The sequence below is a fragment of the Agromyces sp. MMS24-K17 genome (genome assembly GCF_043950245.1).
GTDB lineage: Bacteria > Actinomycetota > Actinomycetes > Actinomycetales > Microbacteriaceae > Agromyces.
Window position 1 is genome coordinate 1381553 of record NZ_CP171640.1, and the last position, 22560, is coordinate 1404112.

A 22560-nucleotide genomic window follows, 5' to 3' on the forward strand; every position below is an offset into this window, starting at 1 on the left:
GCTGGAACTACCCGATCTCGTGGACGGCGCACGCCCTTGCAACGAAGCAGGGAGAGATCGTGAAGACACCACACAAGGTCGGAATCGGGGTCGTGGGCATCGCCGCCGTCGTCGCCATGAGCGCCGCTCCGATCGCCAATGCAGCCGTCCCGACGGACACGAGCGCACTGCGCGCCGCCGTGTCGGCCGACGCCGTCATGGGACATCTGGCCGACCTCCAGGCGATCGCCGACGCCAACGGCGGCACGCGTGCCAGCGGGACGCCCGGGTTCGATGCCTCTGCCGACCACCTCGTCGAGACGCTGACCGCGGCCGGCTACCAGGTGAGCGTCCAGGAGTTCCTGTTCAACCGCTTCACCGAACTCGCACCGCCGGAGATGGAACGCGTCTCGCCCGACCCGCGGGTGTACGAGGCCGGCACCGACGTCCTCACCGCCGACTACTCCGGCAGCGGCGACGTCACCGCCCCCCTCCAGGCCGTCGACCTCGTGCTGCCCCCCGGGCCGACCGCGGGCTCGTCGAACAGCGGCTGCGAGGCGGCCGACTTCACGAACGCCGGGTTCGTCGCCGGCAACATCGCCCTGGTCCAGCGCGGCACGTGCGACTTCTCGGTGAAGGCGCACAACGCGGCGATGGCCGGGGCATCGGCCGTCATCATCTTCAACGAGGGCCAGGACGGCCGCACCGAGACCCTCGGCGCGACCCTCGGCGACCAGTTCTCCGACCCCATCCCCGTCGTCGGCACCTCGTTCGAGATCGGGAACGAACTCGCCGGACTGCTCGCCTCCGGCCCGGTGGAGATGCGGGTCGCGACCGACACGCTCGTCGAGCAGAACGTGCCGACGAAGAACGTGATCGCCCAGACGCCGACCGGTCGCACCGACCGGGTCGTCATGGCCGGCGCCCACCTCGACTCGGTGCCCGCGGGCCCCGGCATCAACGACAACGGGTCGGGCTCGGCCGCGCTGCTCGAGATCGCGCTCCAGATGCACGACCTCGGCATCCAGCCGCGCAACGCCGTCCGGTTCGCCTGGTGGGGCGCCGAGGAGGCGGGCCTCATCGGCTCGCAGGCCTACGTCGACTCGCTCACGCCGCGACAGCAGAAGGACCTCGCGCTGTACCTGAACTTCGACATGATCGGCTCGCCGAACCCGGCGCGGTTCATCTACGACGGCGACGGTGACGCGTTCGGCATCGAGGGCCCCAACGGCAGCGACGGCATCGAGGGCGTCTTCGAGGACTACTTCGCCTCGCAGGGCCTCGCGACCGAGCCGACGGCGTTCGACGGGCGGTCGGACTACGACGCGTTCATCACCGCGGGCATCCCGGCCGGCGGCCTCTTCACCGGGGCCGAGGGCGCGAAGACCGAGGCGCAGGTCGGCCTCTACGGCGGCCTCGCCGAGTTCGACGGCGAGGCGGTGTCGTACGACCCGTGCTACCACGCAGCGTGCGACGACCTCGACGTGCTCGCGGTCGGCGACGACGACCTCGATGCGCTGTACGAGGCCCTGAACGAGTCGTACGACGGTGCGCTCGAGTACCAGGGCGCCATCACGAACATCAACCAGGTCGTGCTCGAGGAGATGACGGATGCGGTCGCGCACTCGATCCTCACCTACGCGCAGACCACCTCGTCGGTGAAGGGCACCGCGAAGGGCAACGGCTTCGGCACGTACGACGCCGAGCGGCTCGGCGCGCACTTCCGGCGCTGACCTGATCGGCGGCGGCCGCTCGCTCCCAGCCGGAGCGGGCGGCCGTCGTCGCGTGCGGGGGTCTACTCGGGCCGCGGCGGGCGCTCCGCCTCGCTGGGGGCATGCTCGCCGGTGGCGAGTTCGCCCTCGTCCTCGAGCTCGGCCGTGGCATCCGTGAAGTCCTCGGCGTGCTCGGCGATGTCGTGGCCCAGCGCGTCCTCGATGAGCAGGTCGTGCCGCACGTGCGCCGTGCGGTAGGCGCTGCGGCCCAGCATGTGCGCCGTCATCGGCTGGGTGAGCAGCTGGAACGTCATGATCAGCACGACCGTGGTGAGCACGCCCCAGGTCGGCACGCGCAGCACGATCGCGAGGAGGATCGCGGCGAGCCCCAGTACCTGCGGCTTCGTCGCCGCGTGCAGGCGGGTGAGCACGTCGGGGAAGCGGATGATGCCAATGCCGGCGGCCATCGACAGGAACCCGCTCACGAGCACGAGCAGGGCGACGACGATCTCGGTGGCGTTCACGACTTGTCCTGCTTCGCGACGAACCGGGCGATCGAGATCGACCCCACCACGGCGAACATGGCCAGCACGAGCAGCACCGGCAGCGTGTCGACGTGCCGGTTGATCGCCATCTCGGCCCCGAGCCCGCACATCGCGATCGCGAGGAGCACGTCGGTCGCGAGCGCACGATCGAGGATCGACGGGCCGCGGATGATCCGCACCACCGCCGCGATCGCGCCGATGCCGAACATCACCCCGGCGATGAGCCCGACCAGTTCCAGGAAGGTCATGCGCCCGCTCCCTTCGACGTGCGTGCCGCCCGGCGCTCGCGGCGGGCCGCGCGGATCGACTCGGCCTGCGCGTGCGTGCCGATCGCGAGCACGATCCGCTCCTCGGTGCCGAGCACCTGGTGGCGCACCCGATCGATGTCGGCGTTCGTTCGCGTGCCCAGGGCGTGCAGGTACAGGAGGCCGCGCTCGCGGTCGATGTCGACGACGACGGTGCCCGGCACGACCGAGATCGCCTCGGCGGTGAGCGTGGTCACGAGGTCGCTGCGGGTGAGCAGCTGCACGGCGATGATCGAGTTCACCGGCTGCCACCGCGGGTTCACCGCGAAGAACGCGACCTGGAGCGACGCCACGACGACGTCGGCCATCATCCGCAGGCCGAGCAGCAGCCCCCGCCACGGGTTGAACCGGCCGCTCAGCAGGACCGGCGGCAGGTACAGCACCCGGGTGACCAGGACGGCGAGGATGACCCCGGTCACGATCGTGATGAGGTCGATGTGGTCCCACAGGAGCAGCCACAGGGCGACGAGTGCGACGAGCAGCGGCAGCTGCCGCCACACGGCCCGCCAGGGCGAGATCTCGTTCACGGCGCACCTCCCGGGAAGACGAGGGAGACGTACGTCGAGGGGTCGCCGAGGTCGGCGGCGGCGCGGCCGGCGAGGTCGAACAGCGGTCCGGCGAACACCGTGAGCAGCAGCGTGATCGCCACGAGCGCCACCGTCGCCGAGACCATCAGCACCGGCGTGCGCACCCGGGCGACCGTGCCGGCTCGCACCGTCGCGACGCCGCCGTGCGCGTCGGGGAACTCCTGCACCTGCTCGAGCAGCACCGACTCGTAGCCCTCGAGCTCGTCGCGGCCGCGCCAGAACGCCATGTTCCAGAACCGGGTCAGCGCGTACAGCGTGACGAGCGAGGTCGCCGCACCGGCCGCGACGACCGCCCAGATGAGCCAGGGCGTCGCGCCCGGGGCATCCGCCGCCTCGCCGCCGGCGAGGAACAGGCCGGCCTTGCCGAGGAATCCCGAGAACGGCGGGATGCCGCCGAGGTTGAGCGCCGGGATGAAGAACAGGATCGCGACGAGCGGCGACGCCTTGAGCAGGCCGCCGAGGCGGGTGATCGACGTCGAGCCGCCGACGCGCTCGATCAGCCCGGTCGTGAGGAACAGCGCCGTCTGCACGGTGATGTGGTGCACGACGTAGTAGATCGTCGAGGCCAGCCCGAGCTGCGACGCGAGGCCGATGCCGAACACCATGTACCCGATGTGGCTGACGAGCGTGAACGACAGCAGTCGCTTGAGGTCGGCCTGCGTCAGCGCACCGAGGATGCCGACGACCATGGTCATGCCGCCGACCACGAGCAGCAGCACCGACAGGTCGCTGTCGGGGAAGATCACCGTCTCGGAGCGGATGATCGCGTAGACGCCGACCTTCGTGAGCAGGCCCGCGAACACCGCCGTGACCGGCGCGGGCGCGGTCGGGTACGAGTCGGGCAGCCAGAACGACAGCGGGAACACGGCCGCCTTGATGCCGAACGCGATGAGCAGCAGCAGGTGCAGCATGAGCTGCACGTCGTCGGGCAGCGCGGCGATGCGCGTCGAGAGCTGCGCGATGTTCACCGTGCCGGTCGCGCCGTAGATGAGCGCGAGCGCCGACAGGAAGAACAGCGACGACACGAGGCTCACGATGATGTACGTGACGCCCGCGCGGATGCGCTCGCCGGTGCCGCCGAGCGTGAGCAGCACGTACGACGCCGACAGCAGGATCTCGAACCCGACGTACAGGTTGAACAGGTCGCCCGCGATGAACGCGTCGAACACGCCCGCCGACAGGATCAGGTACGACGGGTGGAAGATCGACACCGGCGTCTCGCGATGCTGGTCGGCGATGCCCTGGCCCACGGCGTAGACGAGGACGCCGAGCAGCACGATCGCCGACACGATGAGCATGATGGCGCTCAGCCGGTCGACGACGAGCACGATGCCGTACGGCGCCTCCCAGCCGCCGATCGCGACGCTCACGCCCTGCCCGGTGGTGTCGATCACCACGAGCAGCGCGGCCGCGATCACGGCGACCGCGCCGAGCACGGTGGCCGACACGGCCATCTGGGCGCGCCGGTGGCGGCCCAGGATGAGCGCGGCGGCGGCGCCGAGCAGCGGCAGCAGCACGACGAGGGGGACGAGCGTGGCGGCGGTCACGGCTTGGCCTCCTCATCGGCGTGGTCGCGGTCGGATGCCTCGCGGCGGGATGCCTCGAGCTCGGGGTCCTCGTCGAACTCCTCGTCGCTCGCGTCGATGAGCTCCTGGATCGCCCGGTCGTCGGCGGCGGAGGAGCGGATGAGGTCCTCGGCCTCCTCGGCGTCCTCGGCGAGGTCGGTCTCGTCCTCGAGCAGGTCGCCGGCGTCGCCGAGCTGGGCGAGCCACCACGACCGGTAGATGAGCGCGAGCATGAAGGCGGTGATGCCGAGGTTGATCACGATCGCGGTGAGCACGAAGGCCTGCGGCAGCGGATCGGAGATGTCGCCGGCCTCGACGCCCTCGCCGAGGATCGGCGCGAGGCCGGGTGCGCCGCTCATCAGGTAGATGAGGATGTTCACGGCGTTGCCGACGAGCAGGAAGCCGATCAGCACGCGGGTGAGGCTGCGCTCGAGCATGATCGTGATGCCGGCGCCGAACATGACGGCCATCAGCACGACGAGGGTGAGGGATGCGGTCACGCGCGCACCTCCTCGGGCTCGTCTCGGGACTCGCCGGGAGCGGTGTCGCCGGTGGACGCCGACTCCTCGTCGGCCTCCTCCTGCTGGCGGTCGACCTCGGCGCCGAGCGAGCGCAGGATGTCGAGCACCAGCCCCACGACCACGAGGTAGACGCCGATGTCGAACAGGGTCGAGGTGCCGATCGAGAGGGTGCCGAGCACCGGCACGTCGGCCTCGAACCACGCCGACTGGAACACGGTCGCCCCGAACAGGAGCGGCGCGGTCGCGGTGCCGGCGGCGAGCAGCAGGCCGGTGCCGAGGAGGCGCCCGGCGTCGATCGGGGCGGCCTCGCCGAGCTCGTACCGCCCGCCGGCCAGGTACCTGGCGACGAGCGCCAGACCCGCGAGGAGGCCGCCGGCGAACCCGCCGCCCGGCGCGTTGTGGCCGACGAACAGCAGGTAGACCGACACGATGATGGCCGGGTGGAAGAGCAGGCGCACGAGCACCTCGATGAGGATCGAGCGCGACCTGGGCGAGAGCGTGCGCCCCGCGAGGAGCCACGACTGCCGGGTCGATGCGGCCTCGGCCGCGGCATCCGTCTCGCCCGCGACCTCCGCGACGCTGGGCTTCGCCGCGCGGATGCTGGAGGCGGGCTCGGGCACCGGGCGCAACCGGTCGCGGCGGTCGACCGGGGTGTCGAGCCGCGGGGCGCCGCCGGTGCGGCCGGAGACGAAGATGAGGCTCGCGACGCCGGTCGCGACGGCGACGAGCACCGAGATCTCGCCCAGGGTGTCCCACGCGCGGATGTCGACGAGCATGACGTTGACGATGTTCGTGCCGTGCGCCTCGAGGGCGAGCGCCGGCAGCCCCTCGGCGATCGTCGGCTCGATGCGGGCGCCGAGCGCGACCAGGCCGATGACGCCCATGACGAGGCCCGACAGGGCGCCCGTGATGATGCGGGCGACCCGGTGCACCGGCGGGTTCCGCTGCGCGATCCGCTTCGGCAGGCGGCGCAGCACGAGGACGAACACGACGATGACGATCGTCTCGACGAGCGCCTGCGTGAGCGCGAGGTCGGGCGCGCCCGACATGCCGAAGAGCAGCACCAACCCGTAGCCGGTCACGCTGACGAGGAGCACGGCGGTGAGGCGCTGGCGCACCACGGCGGCGGCGATCGCGGCGGCGGCCATCACGAGCGCGATGAACGGCTGCGACGGGAAGTCCCACAGCCGCACGCTGCCGGGCCAGGTCGTGTTCACGATCGCCGACAGGCCCAGCCCGCCGATGAACACGGTCACCGTGATGCCCAGGTAGCCGGGCAGGCCCTGGTGCTGGATGAGGCTCGTGATCCGCGCCGCGAAGCGGTCGACTGCCGAGACGATGCCGAGGTAGCCGCGGCCCGAGTCGACGAGCACGGGCACCGCCGCCTGCAGCCGAGCCACGCGGGCACGGCCCCAGACGAGCAGGGTGCCGAGCGCGTACACCGCGAGCGAGAGCCAGAGCGCCGGCTCGAGCCCGTGCCAGAGGGCCAGGTGGTACTCGTGCGGACCGGGGAGCTCGTCGGCGTAGGCGGTGAACAGCGGCTCGATCCAGCCGACGACGAACGCGGCCACGAGTCCCGCCACGGCGAGGATCGCGGGCGCGACGACGGCGAGCGGGCTGCCGCGGTGCAGCGGGGTCGGCTCGACCTCGGGCTTCGACCAGAACGCGCCCCAGACGAAGCGCACGGTGTAGGCGAAGGTCAGCACCGAGCCGACGAACGCGCCGACGAGGGCCAGCCAGCCCCAGGCCGCGAGGCCCGACGCGCCGCCGCCGCCGGCCTCGCCGGCCTCCAGGAAGGCGGTGAACACCGCCTCCTTCGCGACGAACCCGAGCAGCGGCGGAATGCCCGCCATGCTCGCGGCGGCGAGCATCGCGACCGTCGCGACCACGGGAATCCGCCGGCCGAGGCCGCTGAGCTTCCGCCAGTCGCGCGTGCCTGCGGAGTGGTCGACGATGCCGACCACGAGGAACAGGGTCGCCTTGAACAGGGCGTGCGCGAGCAGGAGCGCGACGCCCGCGAGGGCGGCATCGCGCGTGCCGAACCCGGTGACGAGCACCAGGAAGCCGAGCTGGCTGACGGTGCCGTAGGCGAGCAGCAGCTTCAGGTCGTATTGGCGGAGCGCGCGCCACCCGCCGACGAGCATGGTCGTCGCGCCGAGGATCACCACGATCGGATGCCACACCTCGAGGTCGGCGTACCCCGGCGCGAGCCGCGCCACGAGGTACACGCCGGCCTTCACCATCGCGGCGGCGTGCAGGTACGCGCTCACCGGGGTGGGGGCGGCCATCGCCGCGGGGAGCCAGAAGTGGAACGGCACGAGGGCGCTCTTGGAGATCGCGCCGACCAGCACGAGGGCCACGCCCCACTCGCCGGCGGCGCCCGTCACCGGGTTCGCGACGAGCTCGGCGAGCGAGGTCGTGCCGCCCGCGACGGCGAGCACCACGAGCCCGACGAGCATCGCGAGGCCGCCGAACGTGGTGACCGTGAGGGCCTGCAGCGCCGCACCGCGGCTCTCCTTGCGGCCGGTGTAGTGGCCGATGAGGAGGTACGAGAGCACGCTCGTGAGCTCCCAGAACGTGAACAGCACGAACACGTCGTCGGAGGTGACGAGCCCGAGCATCACGCCGGCGAACGCGAGCAGCAGCGCGGCGAAGCGGCCGAGGGAGGGCTCGTCGTCGTCGAAGTACCAGGTGCAGTACGCGAGCACGAGGGCGCCGATGCCGGTGACGATGAGCGCGAGCAGCAGCGCGAGCGCGTCGAGCCGGAACGTGAGCGAGATGTCGAGGGCCGGGATCCACTCGACCGACTCCACGACGGGCGTGCCGGCGACGACGCCCGGCAGCCACGTGCAGAGCACGACGAAGACGACCGCGGGGAGGATCGCGAGGACGAGGAAGACGCGTCGCCCGAGCAGCCTCGTGAGGAGTGGCGCGATCAGGGAGAGCGCACCGAACACGACGAGGCTGAACAGCATTCAACCTCCTCGCGCGCACCGTGTTCCGTCCCCCAGTCTACGGGGCGCACGGCGGCGCATTCCCCGGCGGGCATGGATCGGGGGTGCCGCGGGCCGCCCGCCGGGGGCCCGCGAGGGAGGATGGAGGCATGGACCTCCTCCTCACTACCGGAGAACTCGCCGAGCGGCTGGCCTCCCCGCGACCGCCCGTCGTCCTCGACGTGCGCTGGAGCCTCGCCGTGCCCGACGGCCGGCCGGCGTACCTCGCCGGGCACGTGCCGGGTGCCGTCTACGTCGACCTCGACGAGGAGCTCAGCGACCACTCGGTCGAGGGTCGGGGGAGGCATCCGCTGCCCGATGCCGAACGACTCACCCGCGGGATGCGCCGCTGGGGGCTGCACGACGGCGACGCCGTCGTCGTCATGGACGACCTCGGCAACCAGTCGGCCGCGCGCGCGTGGTGGCTGCTGCGGGACGCCGGCTTCGAGGACGTGCGGATGCTCGACGGCGGCCTGGCCGCCTGGATCGCGGCGGGGCATCCGCTCGACACCGGCGAGGTCGTGCCCGCACCGGGCGACGCGACCGCGCGGCCGGGGCGCATGCCCGTCGTCGACGCCGACGAGGCCGGCGCGCTCGCCGCGGGCGGCGGCGTCGTGCTCGACGCGCGGGCCGGCGAGCGGTACCGCGGCGAGGTCGAGCCGATCGACCCGAGGGCCGGGCACGTGCCGGGTGCACGGTCGGCGCCCACGGCCGGCAACCTCGACGCCGACGGCCGGTTCCTGCCGCCGAGCGAGCTGCGCGATCGCTTCGCCGGGCTCGGGGCGACGCCGAGCGCGGCCGTCGCCGCGTACTGCGGGTCGGGCGTCACCGCCGCCCACGAGGTCGCAGCCCTCGCGCTCGCGGGGATCGACGCGGCGCTGTTCCCCGGGTCGTGGAGCCAGTGGTCGCGGGAGGACCGGCCCGTCGCCACCGGGGCGGAGCCGGGCGCGACGGCGTGACCCGGCGTGCCCCGGCGGCCCCGGCTCAGGCCGGCCGGTGGCCGACGCCGATCAGGGTCGTCACGTCGATCGAGGTCACCTCGCGCGTGCGGAGGGACTCGACGAACCGCTCGCGCACCTGATCGAGCGCCTCGGCGTCGAGGCCGGCCACGAAGGTGCGCAGGCGCGTGCCGAGCACCAGAGCCCAGGCCAGGTCGTCGTCGAGCTCGAGATGGCGGTGCACAGCGTCGGCGCGCACCTGCACCAGGCCGTGGCCCGACAACCACAGCGCCAGCGAGCCGGGCGTCTCGGCCTCCGACATCACCAGGTGCGCGAAGGCGTCGGTGTCCGGGACATCCGTGTCGCCGCGGAGCGCCTCGGCCAGCGCCGCCGGGATCGGATCGAAGGCACCGCGCGCCCAGACCGTCACCGCGACCCGCCCGCCGGGCTTCGCCGCCTCGACCAGGTGGCGCACGCCCTCGTCGAGGTCGTCGAAGAGGAACACCCCGAGCACGCACTGCACCAGGTCGTAGCCGACCGTCTCCCAGGTCGTCGCATCGGCGACCGAGAGGTGGAGCTGCGGCAGCCGCGATCCCGCCCGATCCCGCGCCAGCTCGACCAGCGGCTCCGACGTGTCGATGGCGTCGACGAGCCCGCCGATGCCGACCAGCTCGGCGGTCGGCAGCGCCGACGCGCCCGCGCCGCAGCATGCGTCGAGCACGAGCTCGTCGAACTGCGGCCTCGAGCGAACGAGCGTCGCCGCCGAGATCGGCTCCCACAGCACCTCGTCCAGCACCGAGAAGTCATCGGCGTCGCCGAAGACCCCTCCGTCCAGCCGATCGCCCCCGCGAATCTGCATTCCGTCCCCCATCTGCCTATTCTGGCTGGGAACCCGCGCCGGCGCGATGGGCGACGCGCCAGCGTCGCGGAGCGCGCCGGGCGGACACAGCCAATCGTGAGCCTCGAACGGGCAGACTGTCCGGAGACGTCCACGTCCCGATCGAAACGAGACCCCCTCTGATGAACCGAGCCCTGCGCCTCGCTGCGCCCGTCGCCCTCGCCGCGTCGGCCGCGCTCCTGCTCGCCGGCTGCACCGGCGGCGACCCCGAGTCCACCCCGAGCCCCACGGCGGCCGCGGGCGAGTGCACGACGGCGCCGTCGGGCGCGGCCAGCGAGTCCGTGAAGGTCGACGGCGACTTCGGTCAGACGCCGACCGCCGACTTCACCGTCCCGCTCGAGGCCGACGAGCTCCAGACCACGGTGGTCATCGAGGGCGACGGCGACGCCACGAAGCCGGGCGACACCGCCAACGTCGTCATCACGATGTTCAACGGCACGAGCGGCGAGCAGCTCGTCTCGCAGCCGGCCACGCTCGGCATCGCCGACGAGACCCTGCTCGAATCCTTCCGCGCCGCGATCGACTGCCAGCCCTACGGCACCCGCACGGTCACCGTCGCCCCGCCGGCGTCGCTCTACGGCGAGACCGGCAACGAGTCGATCGGCGTCGCCGCGGGCGACTCGGTCGTGATCGTGGCCGACGTCGTCGACGAGTACGTCGAGCCGGAGGCCGAGCCGCTGCCCACGCCGAGCGAGTGGACCGAGAACGTCCCCGAGGTGACGCAGAACGGCGACGCCGCCCCGACCATCACCATCCCCGACGCCGCCCCGTCGACCGAGCTGCAGCTCAAGGTCCTCGAGCAGGGCGACGGCGCCACGGTCGCCGACGGCGACAGCGTCACCGTGAACTACGTGGGCATCAACTGGGACACGAAGGAGACGTTCGACTCGAGCTTCGACCGCGGCGAGCCGGCGACGTTCACCACCTCGGGCGTCATCCCGGGCTTCGGCGCGGCGCTCGTCGGCCAGCAGGTCGGCACCAAGCTCATCGTGACGATCCCGCCGGAGCTCGGCTACGGCACCGAGGAGTCGAGCAACGGCCTCGGCGGCCACACGCTGGTCTTCTACGTGGAGATCCTCGACTCCGCGGCGGCCGGCTAGGCCCCGCACCGGGGCGCGGGCAGCCGCGCGCCGACCGCGAACGGCGGCGGACCCATCGGGGTCCGCCGCCGTTCGGCGTCTTCGGCGTCTTCGGCGTGAACGTCCTCCGCACGACACGGATGCCTCGTCGCGGCGCGCGGCGCGCGGCGCCCGGCGTCGCTACAGCGCCAGCCAGGCCGATCCGCTGGCGAACCCCCACCAGAACACGGCCGCCGCGGTCGCCCAGAACAGCGCCACGAACACCGTGTCGCGCACCCGCCACCGGCTGATGGTGCGCTCGGTGCGGGTGGGGTGGGCGCCGAAGGCGCGGGCGTCCATCGCGAGGGCGACCCGCTCGGCGTGCCGGATCGCGCTCGCGAGCAGCGGGATCGCGGTGCTCAGCATGCGCCGCACGGCGGCGATCGGGCCGCGCCCGTGGTCGGTGCCGCGCACCCGGTGGGCGGCGCGGATCACCTCGAGCTCGTGCCCGAACCTCGGCACGAAGCGCAGCGCCGCGAGCGCCGTGTAGCCGATGCGGTACGGCACCCTCAGGTTCTGCACGAGCGCGCGCACGAGCTCGGGACCGGTGCTGGTGAGGCCGGCGACGAGGCTCAGCACGAGCAGCGCCGCGATGCGCAGCGCCGTCGCGAGGCCGACGAGGTACATCGCGAGCGTGAACTCCCAGTCGCCGATCGACCACAGCACGACGGCGTCGGCGGGCGACGGCGCGAGCCGCTCGGGGTCCGTCCAGATGCCGAAGCTCACGCCGAGCAGCGCGACCGCGACCGGTAGCCCGGCCACGAGGAGCGCGGCCGCGCGGGCGCGCAGGTGCGCGCCGACGAGCAGCAGCACGACGCCGAGCACGATCACCACGATCGGCACGGCGAGCCCGCGCGTGAAGACGAGCACGAGCATGACCGGCAGCGGGGCGAACAGCTTCGCGAGCGGGTTCAGGCCGTGCAGGAAGCGCCACGCGGGCGCCTGCTGCTCGGCGAAGGGGTCGATCGTTGCGGGCGCCGGTGCTGGCGCGGGGGCGGGCGCGGCCGGTCGCGTGGGTGCGGACGCGGCGGCCGGATCGGGAACGGATGCCTCGGCGGCGGTGGTCTCGGCCGCGGTCATCGCCGGCCTCCGGACACCGGGAGCTGCGACATCCGCGTCACCGATCGCCAGCGGGGGTGCCGCTCGAGGCCACGCGTGGCGCGCGCGAGCGGCGGGTGGCGGAGCCCGGCCTGCTCGACGAGCGGGCCGGCGAGCACCTCGGCGGTCGGCCCGGTGCCGAGGATCCGGCCGCCCTGCATGACCGCGACGTGCGACGCGTAGTCGGCCACCAGTTGCAGGTCGTGCGTCACGACGAGCACGGTCGTGCCCTGCTCGTTCAGCGTCCGCAGCATGTCGAGGAGCTCCGCGGCGCGCTCGCGGTCCTGGCCGAAGGTCGGCTCGTCGAGGGCGAGCACGGGCGCACCCGCGATGAGCGCCGTGCCGACCGAGAGGCGCCGCTTCTGGCCGCCCGAGAGCAGGAAGGGGTGCTGGCCGGCGAGCTCCGCCAGGCCGAAGCGGTCGAGCATGCGCGCCACCTCCGCGCCGCGCGCCTCCTCGGGGACGCCCTGCAGGCGCAGCCCGAGCTCGAGCTCCTCGGCCGCGGAGGAGGCGACGAACTGGTGCTCGGGGTTCTGGAACACGAAGCCGATGCGCCGGCTCCGCTCGCGCGCGTCGGCGCGCTGCGGGTCGAGGCCGAGCACGTCGATCGTGCCCCGCGGCGCCGGGATGACGCCGGAGATCGCCTGCAGCAGGCTGGTCTTGCCGGCCCCGTTGGTGCCGACGATGGCGAGGAAGTCGCCGGATGCCACGTCGAGGTCGACGTCGTGCACGACCTCGGCGCCGCGCTTGCCGCCGCGGCGGACGGACAGCGCGCGCACGGTGATCGCCGTCGGCGGGGCATCCGCCGTTCCGTCGGCGCGGATCACCGGCACCGAGCCGGTCGTGGTGGGCGGCGCGCCGATGACCGGCCGCGGGTCGAGGGCCGTCGAGCGCACCGGCGCCGCGTCGCTGAGCGGGGCGGGCAGCTCGTCGCGGGCGTCGAGCGCGGCGGCGAGCTCGGCCGGGGTCAGCGGCAGCGGGTCGAGCACGACACCCGCCTCGCGGAGGCGCAGCGCCGCGAGCGTCGACACCGGCAGCCACACGCCGAGGGCGAGCAGGTCGCCGGCACGGTCGCGGAGCACCTCGCGCGCGGGGCCGTCGATCACGAGCCGGCCCGCACCGTCGAGCACGACCACCCGGTCGACCACGTCGACGGCGGCGTCGAGGTTGTGCTCGACGAGCACGATCGCGTGGTCGCGCTCGCTCGCGAGCTCGCGGAGCACCGCGTACACCTCGTCGATGCCGGCCGGGTCGAGGTTCGCGGTTGGCTCGTCGAGCACGAGCACGGGGGAGGCCATCGCCAGGGCGCAGGCGATCGCGAGCCGCTGGCGGCCGCCGCCGGAGAGGCGGTCGGGGTTCTCGGCTCGACGGTCCCAGAGGCCGACGAGCTTCAACGCCCGCTCGGCGCGGGCCAGCACCTCGGCGGCGGGCACGAGCTGGTTCTCGGGGCCGAAGGCGACCTCGTCGAGGAGGGTGCCGGTGACGACCTGCGCGTCGGGGTCCTGGAACACCATGGCCACGTGCTCGCTCAGCACGCCGACGGGGTGCTCGCGGCTGTCGAGCCCGGCGACGGTGACGGTGCCGTCGAGGTCGGCGGGGACGGCGTGCGGGATGAGCCCGTCGAGCGCCAGCGCGAGCGTCGACTTGCCGCAGCCCGACGGGCCGAGCACCAGCACGACCTCGCCGGGACGGATGGTGAGGCTGACCCCGTCGGGCGTCGGCCGGGCCGCGCCGTCGTGCCGGATGCGGACCTCGTCGAGCTCGAGGAGGGGCGAGAGGGTCATGATAAGGCCAGCCTAACCTCAGGCCCCGGCGAGGTCGTACCCGCTACGACACCGGCACCTCGAGGCGGAGCCGCGCGGCGGCGACCGCCTGCTCGAGCTCCTCGGCGATGAGGCCGAAGGTGTCGTAGTCGCGGATGCGGGCGGCCATCGCGCGGGCGCGGTCGCGGAACCCGCGGTCGGCGAGCACGCGGTCGACCGCCCGGGCGACCGCCGAGGGCGCCGGGGTGCCGGTGCGCAGGTTCACGCCGACGCCCGCCCATTGCACGCGCATCGCGACCTCGGGCTTGTCCTCGGTGGCGCCGGCCGCGACGATCGGCACGCCGTGGCTCAGGGCGTATTGCGTTCCGCCGAAGCCGGCGTTCGTGACGAACACGTCGGTCTTCGGCAGCAGCAGGTCGTACGGCAGGAACTCGGCGGCGCGCGCGTTGCCGGGCAGCTCGCCGAGGTCGTCGACGGGCCGGCCGCCCGTGGCGACGACGACGAGCACGTCGCGGTCGGCCAGCGCGTCGAGCGTCGGGCGTACGAGCCGGTCGAAGTCGGTGTTGTCGATCGTGCCCTGCGTGACGTGCACGACCGGGCGGTCGCCGTCGAGCTCGGGCCACCAGGCCGGCAGCTCGGGGTCGTCGGGTGCGGGCGGCAGCACGGTGCCGACGAAGCGCACGTTCGGGCTCAGGTCGCTGCGCGGGTACTCGAACTCGGCCGGCGAGAGCTGCAGGTAGCGGTCGCACTTGCGGGTGAAGTCGAACACGAAGGTCTCGAGCTCGGGCCGGCCGAGGTCGCGCAGGGTCCGTTGCGCGAGCGCCTGCGACTTCCGGAACAGCACGCGCGTGACGAGCGCGCCCAGCACCCGGTTGCGGAGCCGCCCGAACGGCGTCGACGACGGCGCGAGGCCGAGGCCCGCGGGGGCGGTGTCGACGCTGCCCTGCACGAGCGGGATCACGCCGACGCCGACGACGGGCGGCCGCGACGTCGGGTCGTCCTGGAGGTACGGCAGCACCCCCGCGAACGCCCCCTCGACGAGGATCGCGTCGGGCGAGAGCTCGGCGACGGCCCGCTCGACGTCGCGGAACTGGTCGGGCACCGGGCGGATGAAGGTGACCTGCACGTCGAACTCCAGCTTCGCGATACCCCGCTTCGCGGCGCGCTCGGGGTGGTCCTCGAGCAGGCGACGGTCGTCGAAGTCGGCGATGCCGGTGAGCGGGCGGTGCGCGGCGCCGGCGGCCTCGACCGCCCCGCGGAAGCGCGAGCCGGTGAGCACGGTGACGTCGTGGCCGCGCGCGACGAGGTCGCGGGCGATGGCGACGACGGGCGACACGTGGCCCTGGATGGGGCTCGCGCAGAGGAGGTAGGTCGACATGGGATTCCCAGCTGGCTCGGGCGGTGGCAACCGCGGCTCTCGAGGGCGGCGACCGCCGCACGACGAGCGAGCCAACCAGCGCGCGCAGGGCTCGACAAGGCTTCGGGAGCACGTTCAGTGCTGCCCCTGAGGAAGTCGGGGGACAGCCCGCAGACCGCGGGAATACGCGGGTCAGCCGACGTGTTGCACGGGTTGCGGGTGCGGAAACCCCCTCAGACCGCATCCGAAGGGAGGAACCACGTGGGTATCAGCTACGTCGAGTTCGAGGACGAGACCGGGACGCTCCGGCGCTATCGGAAGCACGTGAACGGGCGCGGCCTCGTCGCGACCACCGCGAAGGTGCATCCGACCGCGTTCGTCGACGCAACCGCGTACGTCGACCCGGGTGCCGAGGTCCAGCCGAACGCCGTCATCGGCCCGGGCGGCTGGATCGAGCGCGACGCGATCGTCGCCGAACGCGCCGAGATCGGCGTGCGCGCGCACGTCGGCCGTCGTGCCGTCGTCGGGCGCAACGCCCTGATCGGGCCCTACGCCGAGATCGGCGACGACGCGCGGGTGCAGAACGGCGCGCGCGTGGCGCGCGAGGCCAAGATCCTGGCCGGCAGCGAGGTGCACGCCTCGCGCGACGACCTGCGCCGGCTCGGCCTCGCGGCCTGAGCCGCGGCCCGGTCCGAGCGGCTTCGAACCGACCGACCCGAACGAGAACGAACGGATGCCCCGGGCGATCGCCCGGGGCATCCGCATGTCCGCCACCGATTCAGCCGCTGCCGGTTCAGCCGCGCGCCGGCGGCTGCCCGCCGCCGCCGGGGCCGCCCCCGCCGCCGGGCATCCCCATCGACACCTGCTCGCCCGCGACCGCGGAACCGAGGCTCGTGCCGCCAGAGGTCACCGTGTAGGTCTCGCCGTTCACGAGCGAGGGGGCCGACACCGCGAGCGACGTGGTCGCCTTCGTCACCGGCACGGTCGCGACGACCGTGCCGTCGGCGGCGACCAGCCGGAGCGTCGACCCGGCCTGCGCGGTCGAGGCGAGCGTGACGAGCACCGACGCCTGCGCGGCATCCGCACCCGGCGCCATCGCCATGCCGGAGCTGCCGGCCGCGACGACGGTACCGCCGGAGATGTCGAACGTGCCGTCGTAGTCGAGCGCGCCGTTGCCGTCGTTCGTCGGCCCCTGCACGGTGACCGTGCCGCCCGTCATCGTGATCGATCCGTTCACGTCGATGCCGTCGCCGTCGGCGTCGACCGCGAGGGTGCCGCCCGAGACGGTCAGCGTCGGCTCGGCGGAGGAGGCGACGTCGCCGGCCGACGCGTTCACGCCGTCGTCGGAGGCGACGACCGAGGTGGCGCCGCCCGAGATCACGATCGCCGCGGCCTCGAGGCCCTCGTGGGACGTGGTCACGTCGAGGGTGCCGCCCGACACCGTCAGCGCGACGTCGGCGTGGACGCCGTCGTCGCCGGCCGCGAGGGCGGTCTCGCCGTTCGCGAGGTGCGCGGTGTTGTCGGCGTGGATGGCGTCCTCCGCCGCGTCGACGGTCACGGTGCCGCCGTCGACGACCGCGTAGACCCCGCCCTTCAGCCCCTTGGCCGAGGCGTCGTCGGCGACGGATGCCCCGCTCCCGCCGCCGGCCGTCACGTCGAGGGTGCCGCCCCAGACGACGACGTCGGTCTCGGCGTCGAGGCCGTCGCCGCCGGCCACGACGGTCACGTCGCCGCCCGCGATCGCGATCCAGCCGCGCTCGGCGTCCTCGGTGTCGTCGGCCTTGATGCCGTCGCCGCCGGCGGTGATCGACAGGGTGCCGCCATCGACCTGCACCTCGTCCTTGCCGCGGATGCCGTCGTCGACGGCGTCGACGGTGATCTCGCCGCCGGTGATGCGCAGGCCGTCCTTGCTCGCGATGCCGTCGTTCCCGTTGCCGTCGACGGTGAGCGAGCCGGTGCCAGCGATCACGAGGTCGGCGGCGCTCCAGAGGGCGGCGTTCACGTCGGCGCCGTCGGCGTACGAGGTGGTGTCGCTGAGCAGGTTGTCGCTGCCGTCGGCGAGCACGACCTGGGCGCGCTCGGCGGCGGTGATCGCGATCGCCGCGCCGTCGGGGTTGCGGATGTCGGCGCCGTCGAGGATGAGCCGGACGAGCCCGTCGGCGGCCGTGTCGACGACGACCCCGCCGTCGAGGTCGCCGCTCAGGCGGTACGTGCCGGGCTCGGTGATCGTGACCGTGCCGTCGGCGGAGGTCACAACGTCGGAGTCGGCGGTGGCGCCGGTGCCCGACAGGGCGACGTCGACGACGTCGGACTCGGTCCAGGTGTCGTCGCCGTCCTCGCCGGGGGCGGCCTCGTTGTCGGCCATCACCTCGGCGGCGGTCGCGCCGGGGTCGACGGCGGCGGCTGCGGCGAGCGAGACCGTCTCGTCGGTGGTCGTGGTGGTGCCGGTGGCCGGGTCGGCGGTCGTGCTGCAGGAGGCGAGCACGAGGGTGCCGGCGAGGGCGAGCGGGGCGAAGCCGGCGGCGAGGAGCCAGGGGCGGCGCCGGCGCGGGGCGGTGGGCGTGGGGTCGGTCATGTTCTGGGGTCCGTTTCTTCGTGGATGGTGTCGTCGGTGGTTGAGCCGGTCGAAACCACGTGGTCGGTGGTTGAGCCGGTCGAAACCACGCGGTCGGCCGTCGGATCGGCGACTCAGGCCGCCGAGCGCTCGGCGCCCGCGAAGTCGCGGTGGAGCACCCGGTGCCAGCGGTTGGCGGGCAGCCCGGGCCGCAGGGCGGCCAGCCCGGTCGCGTACTTCGAGATGCGGGCCGGCCGGTGCCCGGCCGCCCACAGCGCGCGGTCGACCGCGCCCGCCGACGCGCCGGACTTCGTCTCGACGACGGCGCGGCCCGGCAGGCGGAGCACGCGCCCCGGCCCGTCGCCGCCTCGCCCGTCGCCGCCTCGCCCGTGACCGCTTCGCTCGTGCCACGACAGGTCGAGGTCGACGGTCGCCCGGCTCTCCGGGCGGTCGCCGTCGGCGGGCACGAGCAGCGTCGCGCGCCGGTAGGCGGTCGTGAGCACCGAGTCGAGCCGCAGCGCCGCGGGCGCCCCGATGCCCGACTCGTCGAGCACGCGCCGGGTGTAGGCCACGGCGTCGCCGTCGAGGGCGGCGGCCCCGTCGGGGTCGACCGGGATGCGGTCCTTCACGGTCACCGCGCGGCCGCCTCGGGTCTTCACCTCGAGGAACGACAGGTCGGAGTCGACATAGCTGCGGGTGCGCACCTTGAACCGGCGGCGGCGGCCGCGGGCGGCCAGGGTGAAGCTCGTGAGGTCGGCGGTGTCGAAGTACACCGACTCGTAGGCCTGCGCGCGGCTCCCGTCGAGCTCGAGCGCGAGGGTGCCGGCCGGCAGGCCGCCCAGCACGCGGGGCAGGTCGGCGAGCGGGAGCACGTACTTGCGGTCGACCCGGGTGAGCAGCTCGGCCCGCGCGTTCAGCTCGTCGAGGTCGACGGCGTCGAGCGCCCCGATCGCGGCGAGGGCCGCGTCGCACGGGCTCATCGCCGCGCTCCGGTGAGGGTCGAGCCGGATGCCCCGGCGGCGGACGCGCCGGCTGCGGCGGATGCCCCGAGCCGGTCGGATGCCTCGAGCTCGGCGCTCCCCGCAGCGGGGGTGCCCGCCGCAGCGGTCCGGCCGCGGCCCGTGCCCGGCGAGGGCACCTCGAACCGCACGTCGACCCGGGTCGTGTCGTCGACGAGGTCGAGCTCCTCGACGCGTACGCGCAGCACCCGGCCGCCGAGCACCGACTCGAGGTGCGCCGCGAGCTCCTGCTCGTCGGCGACCGCCCGGGCGACCATGACGAGCTGTTGCCGCGAGCGGCGGAACAGCCGCGGGTGGTCGCCGATCGCGAGCACGGCGAGCACGAGGGCCATGAGGCCCACGGCGGGCCAGGTGAACGCGGCGCCGAGGCCGCCGGCGAGTCCGCCGACGAGGCCGATCGCGAGCGCGGCGAAGTAGTAGGCGACCTCGTGCTGCTCGATCTCGCGGGAGCGGAGCCGGATGATCGACAGCACGCCGAACAGCCCGAGCCCGAGCCCGGCGCCGACGGTGGCGGAGCCGAGCAGGATCGCGACGGCCAGCACGCCGACGTTGACGGTCAGGTACGCGACCACGAGGTCGCGGCGCCGGTGCCTGGGGTAGTACAACCCGAAGACGAGCACGGAGACGGCGACGAGGTCGATGGCGATGAGGAGGAGTTGATCCATGCCCTCCATGGAGCCCGACGCCGCAAGCCGGACCCTGTGCGGCGACTGTGCCGTTCCTATGAACCCCGGGCGGGGTTCCTGAACTCGGTGGTCGAGTAGCGCCGCCGAAGGCGACGCGTATCGAGACGCTAGTTCAGCGCCCCCGCCAGCAGTTCCAGCGTCTGCACGCGCCCGGGCGTGGCATCCGCCGGCTCGTTCGCGTAGCTGCCCGCGATCGGCGACACCATCACCTCCTCGACGCCGTGGCGCTCGGCCAGGCGGCGCACCTGCGCCGCGCCCTGCTCGGCGTCGCCGATGATCCAGCGGGTGCGCATCCGCTCGATGAGGTCGTCGGCGAGCGAGTCGGCGGGCGCGGCGAGCGCCTCGTCGATCGTCTCGAGCGGCCGCATCGGCCGGTTGAGCCGGAGCCGCGCCATCGAGTGCAGCTGCGGGAGGGCGCGCTCGGCGGCCTCCTCGGAGGTCGGCGCGACGACCGCGTTCACGGTCAGGAACGTCTCGGGCACCGGGTGCCGTTCGCTGGGCTCGTAGCCGGTGCGGTACAGCTCGAGCGCGCGCTCGAGGCCTTCGCCCGAGAAGTGGTTCGCGAACACGTACGGCAGGCCGAGCTGCGCGGCGAGCTGGGCCGAGTAGTCGCTCGACCCGAGCAGCCACACCGTGGGCGTGCCGGTCGCGGCCGGGGTGGCGGCGATCGCGTACTCGCGGCCGCTGGTCAGCCGCAGGTTCGCGCCCTCGGGGGAGAGCAGGCTCTGGATGTCGGCGACGTGGTCGGGGAACCGGTCGACGTCGGCCGTCGGGCCGCTGATGCGCAGGAGCTGCGTGATGACCGGGTCGCTGCCGGGCGCGCGGCCGATGCCGAGGTCGATGCGTCCGGGCGCGATCGCCTCGAGCGCGGCGAACTGCTCGGCCACGACGAGGGGCGCGTGGTTCGGCAGCATCACGCCGCCCGAGCCGACGCGGATGCGCTCGGTGCGCGCCGCGACGGCCGCGATGAGCACGGGCGGCGTGGTCGAGGCGACGGCGGGCATGTTGTGGTGCTCGGCGAACCAGTAGCGGGCGTAGTCGAGCCGGTCGGCCGCCTGCGCGAGCGCGACCGAGGCGGCCACGGCGTCGGCGCTGGTCTGCCCGGATCGCACGGGGATGAGGTCGAGCACGGACAGGCGAGGTGAAGCGGTCATCGGATGCCTCAACCGGGCGGGTGCGGCCGGTATTCCTCCCCGTGCTGTCCCTGAGCCGAGTCGCGGGAGATCTCTGATCCGGGGGCCGAGGCCCGACGGTCGAATGGACGACGTTGTGCGCCGCCTCCGGCGACGATCCGCAAGTCGAAAGGAACCATCCGTGAACACCCCTGCGCCCGCAGCCGGTCTCGCTCCGGCCGAGGTCGTCGCCCCGCCCGTCGCCCCGCCCGCCACCCCGCCTGTCACCCCGCCCGTCGCCTCGCCCGCCGCCCCGCCCGTCGTCGCCGAGCCCGCCACCCTGAGCCTGCGCGAAGCCCTCGCCGCGCTCGCCGCCCGCCTCGACGGCACGCTGCACCTCGCGGGCGAAGCCGACTGGGACACCGCTCGCGCCGCGTGGAACCTCGCCGTCGACCAGCGCCCCGTCGCGGTCGTCGTCGCCGAGTCCGCGGAGGACGTCGCGCGCACCGTCGAGACGGCCCGCGCCTACGGCCTGTCGGTCGCGCCCCAGGGCACCGGCCACAACGCCGGACCGCTCGCCGACCGGCACGGCCTGGCCGATGCGATCCTGCTGCGCACCCACGCGATGCGCGGCGTCGCGGTCGACGTCGAGGCCCGCGTCGCCCGCGCCGAGGCCGGAGCCCAGTGGGGCGACGTCGTCGCGGCCGTGGCGCCGCACGGGCTCGCCGCGCTCGCCGGCTCCTCGCACGACGTCGGCGTCGTCGGCTACACCCTCGGCGGCGGCCTCTCGTTCCTCGCCCGCTCGCACGGCCTCGCCGCGAACCAGGTGCTCGCCGTCGAGCTCGTCGCCGCCGACGGCACCTTCCACCGCGTCGACGCCGAGCACGAGCCCGAGCTGTTCTGGGCGGTCCGTGGCGGCGGCGGCAACTTCGGCATCGTCACCGCGATCGAGTTCCGCGTCTTCCCGATCGCGCAGGTCGTCGCCGGCACGCTGTTCTTCCCGCTCGAGCGCACCGAGGAGGTGCTGCAGGCGTGGGCCGAGTGGACGGAGGCCGCGCCCGAGTCGGTCACGTCGATCGGCCGCGTGCTGCGTATCCCGCCGATGCCCGAGCTCCCGCCGTTCCTCTCGGGGCACTCGTTCGTCGTCGTCGAGGTCGTGTCGCAGGAGTCGCCCGAGCGCACCGACGAACTGCTCGCCCCGCTCCGCGCGCTCGGCCCAGCGATGGACTCCGTGCACCCGCAGGCCACGGCCGAGCTGCTGCAGCTGCACATGGACCCGCCAGGGCCGACGCCCGGCATCGGCGGCGGCATGGCGCTCGCCGACCTCGACCCCGACGCGGTCCGCGCGTTCACGGCGGCCGTCGGCCCCGAGGCCGAGACCGCGCTGCTGTCGGTCGAGATCCGGCACCTCGGCGGGCGCGTCCGCCCCAATGCGGCGCGCGCGGTCGCCTCGGCGAACCGGGTGCCCGAGCCGGGGGCGACCGCCGGGTTCGAGGCCGGGTACGTCGTCTACGCCGTCGGCATCGCGGCCCCCGGCCTCGCCGAGCAGGTCGTCGCGTCGCTCGGCCGGCTGTTCTCGCGCATCGAGCCCTGGCGGGCCGAGGTCGAGTACCTCAACTTCGCCGAGTCGGCGGGCGAGGACCCGCGACGGTTCTACGGCGAGGCGACGCTCGAGCGCCTGCGCGCGCTCCGCGCCGAGGTCGACCCGACGGGCGTCATCCGCGCCAACCACGAACTCCGCTGACCCGCGGCGGGCCGGCACGACCCCGCCGGTCCCGCCGCGTCGGATCCCCCGCTCCCGGGGATCCCC

19 protein-coding genes are annotated in these 22560 nt (G+C 73.9%); 5 read left to right on the top strand and 14 right to left on the bottom strand.

Annotation, left to right across the window (positions count from 1 at the left end):
* Nucleotides 1-59: 59 nt before the first annotated feature.
* Nucleotides 60-1712 carry a M20/M25/M40 family metallo-hydrolase gene (locus tag ACGGZK_RS06200; protein ID WP_395245397.1) on the top strand — a complete coding sequence of 551 codons (1653 nt, stop codon included), beginning with the start codon at nt 60-62 and terminating at the stop codon, nt 1710-1712.
* A 62-nt stretch (nt 1713-1774) separates the two neighbouring features.
* Here ACGGZK_RS06200 and mnhG read toward each other — a convergent pair whose 3' ends face one another.
* The 6 genes from mnhG to ACGGZK_RS06230 are packed head-to-tail and all read right to left on the bottom strand — an operon-like array spanning nt 1775 to nt 8189.
* Nucleotides 1775-2215, bottom strand: coding sequence for a monovalent cation/H(+) antiporter subunit G (mnhG, locus tag ACGGZK_RS06205; RefSeq protein ID WP_395245398.1), 441 nt, complete (start codon nt 2213-2215; stop codon nt 1775-1777).
* Nucleotides 2212-2484 carry a monovalent cation/H+ antiporter complex subunit F gene (locus ACGGZK_RS06210; RefSeq protein ID WP_395245399.1) on the bottom strand — a complete coding sequence of 91 codons (273 nt, stop codon included), beginning with the start codon at nt 2482-2484 and terminating at the stop codon, nt 2212-2214. The genes mnhG and ACGGZK_RS06210 overlap by 4 nt, the downstream gene beginning before the upstream one ends.
* Complete coding sequence (locus tag ACGGZK_RS06215) at nt 2481-3068, bottom strand: Na+/H+ antiporter subunit E (RefSeq protein WP_395245400.1); 588 nt, start codon at nt 3066-3068, stop codon at nt 2481-2483. Before ACGGZK_RS06215 ends, ACGGZK_RS06210 begins: the two co-directional genes overlap by 4 nt.
* Nucleotides 3065-4675: a Na+/H+ antiporter subunit D gene (locus tag ACGGZK_RS06220; protein WP_395245401.1), complete on the bottom strand. Its 1611-nt coding sequence runs from the start codon at nt 4673-4675 to the stop codon at nt 3065-3067. Before ACGGZK_RS06220 ends, ACGGZK_RS06215 begins: the two co-directional genes overlap by 4 nt.
* On the bottom strand, nt 4672-5193 hold the full coding sequence (locus ACGGZK_RS06225) for a Na(+)/H(+) antiporter subunit C (protein WP_395245402.1): 522 nt from the start codon (nt 5191-5193) through the stop codon (nt 4672-4674). The genes ACGGZK_RS06220 and ACGGZK_RS06225 overlap by 4 nt, the downstream gene beginning before the upstream one ends.
* Nucleotides 5190-8189, bottom strand: a complete 3000-nt coding sequence (locus ACGGZK_RS06230; RefSeq protein ID WP_395245403.1) for a Na+/H+ antiporter subunit A — start codon at nt 8187-8189, stop codon at nt 5190-5192. The genes ACGGZK_RS06225 and ACGGZK_RS06230 overlap by 4 nt, the downstream gene beginning before the upstream one ends.
* Nucleotides 8190-8317: 128 nt before the next feature.
* On the opposite strand from ACGGZK_RS06230, the gene ACGGZK_RS06235 reads away from it, so the two are divergent.
* Nucleotides 8318-9166, top strand: coding sequence for a sulfurtransferase (locus tag ACGGZK_RS06235; protein WP_395245404.1), 849 nt, complete (start codon nt 8318-8320; stop codon nt 9164-9166).
* Between the two features lie 25 nt (nt 9167-9191).
* Here the strand turns inward: ACGGZK_RS06235 and ACGGZK_RS06240 are convergent, their stop codons facing one another.
* A complete protein-coding gene (locus tag ACGGZK_RS06240) occupies nt 9192-10004 on the bottom strand; it encodes a class I SAM-dependent methyltransferase (protein WP_395245405.1) in 813 nt (270 codons plus the stop codon).
* 161 nt (nt 10005-10165) lie between these two features.
* On the opposite strand from ACGGZK_RS06240, the gene ACGGZK_RS06245 reads away from it, so the two are divergent.
* Nucleotides 10166-11143 (top strand): FKBP-type peptidyl-prolyl cis-trans isomerase, encoded by a 978-nt coding sequence (locus ACGGZK_RS06245; RefSeq protein WP_395245406.1) that lies wholly within the window; start codon nt 10166-10168, stop codon nt 11141-11143.
* Nucleotides 11144-11302: 159 nt separating this feature from the next.
* On the opposite strand, the gene ACGGZK_RS06250 is transcribed toward ACGGZK_RS06245, so the two are convergent.
* From ACGGZK_RS06250 to ACGGZK_RS06260, 3 genes are read right to left on the bottom strand one after another with little or no spacing between them, the layout of a single operon-like run.
* Entirely contained in the window at nt 11303-12241 is a 939-nt protein-coding gene (locus ACGGZK_RS06250) for an energy-coupling factor transporter transmembrane component T family protein (protein WP_395245407.1), read from the bottom strand.
* A complete protein-coding gene (locus ACGGZK_RS06255; RefSeq protein WP_395245408.1) occupies nt 12238-14043 on the bottom strand; it encodes an ABC transporter ATP-binding protein in 1806 nt (601 codons plus the stop codon). Before ACGGZK_RS06255 ends, ACGGZK_RS06250 begins: the two co-directional genes overlap by 4 nt.
* Nucleotides 14044-14086: 43 nt before the next feature.
* Nucleotides 14087-15400: a glycosyltransferase gene (locus tag ACGGZK_RS06260; RefSeq protein WP_395245409.1), complete on the bottom strand. Its 1314-nt coding sequence runs from the start codon at nt 15398-15400 to the stop codon at nt 14087-14089.
* Between the two features lie 240 nt (nt 15401-15640).
* Here ACGGZK_RS06260 and ACGGZK_RS06265 point away from each other — a divergent pair, with 240 nt between their 5' ends.
* A complete protein-coding gene (locus ACGGZK_RS06265) occupies nt 15641-16057 on the top strand; it encodes a transferase (RefSeq protein WP_395245410.1) in 417 nt (138 codons plus the stop codon).
* 115 nt (nt 16058-16172) lie between these two features.
* Here ACGGZK_RS06265 and ACGGZK_RS06270 read toward each other — a convergent pair whose 3' ends face one another.
* From ACGGZK_RS06270 to ACGGZK_RS06285, 4 genes are all read right to left on the bottom strand, one after another.
* Nucleotides 16173-17954 (bottom strand): carbohydrate-binding domain-containing protein, encoded by a 1782-nt coding sequence (locus ACGGZK_RS06270; protein ID WP_395245411.1) that lies wholly within the window; start codon nt 17952-17954, stop codon nt 16173-16175.
* Nucleotides 17955-18067: 113 nt separating this feature from the next.
* Complete coding sequence (locus tag ACGGZK_RS06275; RefSeq protein ID WP_395245412.1) at nt 18068-18913, bottom strand: VTC domain-containing protein; 846 nt, start codon at nt 18911-18913, stop codon at nt 18068-18070.
* Nucleotides 18910-19617, bottom strand: coding sequence for a DUF4956 domain-containing protein (locus ACGGZK_RS06280; protein ID WP_395245413.1), 708 nt, complete (start codon nt 19615-19617; stop codon nt 18910-18912). Before ACGGZK_RS06280 ends, ACGGZK_RS06275 begins: the two co-directional genes overlap by 4 nt.
* Nucleotides 19618-19745: 128 nt before the next feature.
* Nucleotides 19746-20792 carry an LLM class flavin-dependent oxidoreductase gene (locus ACGGZK_RS06285; RefSeq protein WP_395245414.1) on the bottom strand — a complete coding sequence of 349 codons (1047 nt, stop codon included), beginning with the start codon at nt 20790-20792 and terminating at the stop codon, nt 19746-19748.
* A gap of 160 nt (nt 20793-20952) precedes the next feature.
* Between ACGGZK_RS06285 and ACGGZK_RS06290 the strand changes: the two genes are divergently transcribed.
* The gene (locus ACGGZK_RS06290; RefSeq protein WP_395245415.1) at nt 20953-22494 is read left to right on the top strand and encodes an FAD-binding oxidoreductase; all 1542 of its coding nucleotides are present in this window, start codon (nt 20953-20955) and stop codon (nt 22492-22494) included.
* The last annotated feature ends 66 nt before the right edge of the window (nt 22495-22560 follow it).